The organism is Nonomuraea sp. NPDC003201, from assembly GCF_053590415.1.
Genome location: NZ_JBSFTC010000571.1, coordinates 1 through 3,824 on the forward strand (window position 1 = coordinate 1; position 3,824 = coordinate 3,824).

The 3,824-nt window shown below is 72.8% G+C and carries 4 protein-coding genes; 3 read left to right on the forward strand and 1 reads right to left on the reverse strand.

Annotation, left to right across the window (positions count from 1 at the left end; translation table 11 throughout):
• The first annotated feature begins 552 nt into the window (after nt 1–552).
• The 3 genes from ACWDX9_RS60855 to ACWDX9_RS60865 are packed head-to-tail and all read left to right on the forward strand — an operon-like array spanning nt 553 to nt 2,942.
• Complete coding sequence (locus ACWDX9_RS60855; protein ID WP_363968746.1) at nt 553–1,239, forward strand: gamma-glutamyl-gamma-aminobutyrate hydrolase family protein; 687 nt, start codon at nt 553–555, stop codon at nt 1,237–1,239.
• A 9-nt stretch (nt 1,240–1,248) separates the two neighbouring features.
• Entirely contained in the window at nt 1,249–2,166 is a 918-nt protein-coding gene (locus tag ACWDX9_RS60860; protein WP_449973040.1) for an alpha/beta hydrolase, read from the forward strand.
• Nucleotides 2,160–2,942 (forward strand): enoyl-CoA hydratase/isomerase family protein, encoded by a 783-nt coding sequence (locus ACWDX9_RS60865; protein WP_350734667.1) that lies wholly within the window; start codon nt 2,160–2,162, stop codon nt 2,940–2,942. The genes ACWDX9_RS60860 and ACWDX9_RS60865 overlap by 7 nt, the downstream gene beginning before the upstream one ends.
• Before the next feature lie 191 nt (nt 2,943–3,133).
• Here ACWDX9_RS60865 and ACWDX9_RS60870 read toward each other — a convergent pair whose 3' ends face one another.
• The gene (locus tag ACWDX9_RS60870; RefSeq protein WP_449973041.1) at nt 3,134–3,724 is read right to left on the reverse strand and encodes a class I SAM-dependent methyltransferase; all 591 of its coding nucleotides are present in this window, start codon (nt 3,722–3,724) and stop codon (nt 3,134–3,136) included.
• Nucleotides 3,725–3,824: the final 100 nt, after the last annotated feature.

The window sequence follows — 3,824 nt, forward strand, 5'->3', positions numbered from 1 at the left end:
CCCCGAGTGATCGACACCGCTATAAATTCTATCTTTCCCTTCACGTCGCTCTTCCCATCTGCCAACCCGCGCGCGCCGTCCTCGGCCTCTCAGCGCCCCGCCCTGACCCCACCCACGCGCGCCCCCCGGCACCTGGGCGCCCCACTTCCCCGCGCCCTGGCCTGCCTCCTCCCGGGCCCGCACACCGGCCCGCAACCCAGCGCCCCGCCGCCGCCCCCCTACCGCTCCGCCCGACCGAGGTGCCCCGCCCCGCAACCTAGCGCCCCGCACCCTCACCGGCCCTTGCGGGAGCCCGCCGGGAGGGCCGGTGTGGGGTGGCTGGAGGCGCGGTGGGTGCTTGAGTGCGGACGGCCGAAGGCGGACCACGCCGCGCCCGCCCCGGCCCGTTGCGTCGTGCGGGCGGAGGGGGCGAGGCGTCGGGGTGGGGACAGAAGTGGTAGATCTTTGGGAGACCTGACATATCGGAAAGACCTTGCGCCATGATGGGGCGTGCGGCCGTCATCTTGACAGGCTGATGGCGGCACGGACTCCACCTTGCCCCCTGGAGATCGCATGTCCCGACCGCTCATCGGTATCACCGCCTACTTCGAAGCCGCCCGCTGGAGCGACTACGTACGCGAGGCCGTACTGTCGCCTCCCTCCTACGCCAGGGCGGTCGGGCGGGCCGGGGGCGCTCCCGTGATGCTCCCGCCGATCGGCACCCCCGCCATCGAGGACTACATCAGCGGCCTGCAGGGCATCGTCCTGGCCGACGGTGTGGAGCTCGGCGCGGGCAACTACGGCGGCGAGCCCGACGAGCGGGTGGCCGAGCCGCAGCAGCACCGCGACCGGTTCGAGCTGGCCCTGGCCAGGGCCGCCGTCCGCGCCGACCTGCCGATCCTGGCCATCGCCAGGGGCATGCACGTGCTCAACGTCGCCCAGGGCGGCACGCTGATCCCCTGGCTGCCCGAGGTGCTCGACAGCGACCGCCACGGCGAGCCGGGCGCGACCCACACGATCCAGGTCAGCGTCTCCAGCAAACTCGGCAAGGCCGTGGGCGACCGGGTCGAGGTCAGCGCCCCCCACCACCAGTCCGTCCGCCGCCTCGGCACCGGCCTGCTGGCCGTGGCCTGGGCCGAGGACCAGATCGTCGAGGGGATCGAGTTGCAGGGGCACCGGTTCGGTGTGGGTGTCCAATGGCATCCGGAGAGTGACGGAGATGCGCGGATCTTCGATGCGTTCATCGAGGCGGCCCGATAGGCTGCGATCATGCCGCTGCATCCTCAGGCGCGGGACTACCTCGCCCGTTACGTGCCGGACGCGGGCACCGACTACGACGCGTTCGGCCCGGAAGAGATCCGGGAGACGCGCGCGCAGCCCGACCGGGTGGCGATCCACCGCGGCCCGCTCACCAAGCTCCCCTTCGTCCGTGACGAGCAGGCCGAGGGCGTGCCCATCAGGATCTACCGCGCCGACCCCGGCGACGGCGCCCTGCCCGTCGCGGTCTTCTTCCACGGCGGCGGCTGGGTCTACGGCGGCGTCAAACGGAGCGACCGGCTCTGCCGCGACCTGGCGATCCGCACGGGCGCGGTGGTGGTGTCCGTGGACTACCGGCTCGCCCCCGAGCACCCGTTCCCGGCGGCGGCCGACGACGCGTGGACCGTCGTGCGCGACCTGTTCACCCGGCCGGCCTTCTACCAGGGCAACGGCGGCGTCGCGGTCGTCGGCGAGGGCGCGGGCGGCAACCTGGCCGCCGTCGCCGCCTGGCAGGCCCGCGACGCCGGGCTGGGCCTCACGCACCAGGCGCTCGTCTGCCCGGTGCTCGACCTGGCCATGGACACGCCCAGCCACGGCGAATACGCCAAGGGCTACGCGCTCGGGGCGGCCGAGCTGGCGTGGTACGCCCGGCAGTACGCCGGTGACGCCGACCTGGCCGGCCCGCGGCTGTCGCCGCTGCGGCTGCCCGACGTCGCCGGCCTGGCGCCCGCGACCGTGGTGACGGCCGAGTACGACGTGCTGAGAGACGAGGGCGAGCACTACGCCCGGCGCCTGGCGGAGTCGGGCGTGCCGGCGGAGAGCCGCAGGTGGGACGGCGCCGTGCACGGCTTCTTCGGCCTGCCTGGCCTGTTCGACCAGGCGGTCGAGGCCCGCGAGTACGTCGCGGAGCGGCTGCGGGGGTCATGGTGACGTACGACAAGCTCAAGATCGACACCCCGGCCGACGGCGTCCTGCGGGTCACGATCAGCGAGCCGGGCCGGCTCAACGCCGTGGACGCGACCGCCCACCGCGAGCTGGGCGAGATCTGGCGCGACGCCGACCGGGACGACAGCGTCAGGGCCGTCGTCGTCAGGGGAGAGGGCGAGGCGTTCTCCGCGGGCGGTGACCTGTCCATGATCGAGGAGATGACCCGCGACCACGCGACCAGGCTGCGCGTGTTCGCCGAGGCCCGCGACATCGTCTACAACGTCCTCAACTGCTCCAAGCCGATCGTCTCGGCGATCCAGGGGCCGGCGGTCGGCGCGGGGCTCGCCGTGGCCCTGCTGGCCGACATCTCCGTCGCGGGCCGTACGGCGCGGATCATCGACGGGCACACCAGGCTCGGCGTCGCGGCCGGCGACCACGCGGCCATCGTGTGGCCGCTGCTGTGCGGCCTGGCCAAGGCGAAATACCACCTGCTGCTGTGCGAGCCCGTCACGGGCGAGCAGGCCGAGCGGATGGGGCTGGTCAGCCTGTGCGTGGACGACGACCAGGTGCACGACAAGGCCATGGAGATCGCGGTCAGGCTCGCCTCCGGCTCTCAGGAGGCGATCAGGCTGACCAAATACTCGCTCAACAACTGGCTGCGCCTGGCCGGGCCCTCGTTCGACGCCTCACTGGCCATGGAGTTCCTCGGTTTCACCGGCCCCGACGTGGTCGAAGGCGTGCGCGCGGTGCGGGAGAAGCGGCCGCCGTCGTTCGGCTGATCCGCGGGTGTGCTTGCCCCGCGCGCGGGTAGCGGGGGGTGGACGGGGGCGGCCTGGTCGCCGCGCGGATGTCGAGGGCTTGTTCACCGAGGCCGAGAACGTTGCTCCGGGGACGAGGCAGAGACTCACCCCGGCCTGCGCGCACCACGGCCGCCTCCGCCGAAGCTTTGCCAGGGATTTACGGGCCCTGCTTATGGGCGGGGGCGGCGCGCGTGGAAGACGAAGGCGGGCGGAGTGTTGCGCCACACCGTACGCCCCGGCACGACCTCCTCGAACCGCTCGGCCAGCAGCGCCCGGAACCGGCGCGCCGAGCTCAGCGGGATGGCGTGAATGTAGGAGAACGTCGTGAACGCCGCACCAGGGCTCATCACCGACGTCACCGCACTCAGCAGCGCATGCTGCAACTCCTGCGGGAACGCCGCCCACGGCAACCCGCTCACCACCACGTCCGCCTGCTGCAACCCGCGCTCGGCCAGCAACGCACCCAACCGCGCCGCGTCGGCGTTCACCACGTCGACGGCCGGGAACCGGGCCGCCAGGAGCCGCGCCATGGGCTCGTTGACCTCCACGGCCAGGTGGTGACCACGCCCGCCCAGCCGCTGCTGGATCTCCGCCGTGAACGGGCCCGTGCCCGGGCCGAGCTCGACCACGGTCGGTTCGCCGCGCTCGGGAATCGGCGCGCAGACAGCCGAGGCCAGCCACCGCGAACTGGGCGCGACCGCCCCGATCGTGGTCGGCGCCCGGAAGAACTGGCCGAGAAAAAGTGCGGAGTCATTGGGCATGCCCCGAACCTAAGGCAAGATCGCGGGTGGACGCTCCGCCCTCCGGGCGGACCTCCGGCCACTTGGAGGAGACGGGGTCCTCCGCAAGGAGGACCCCCCC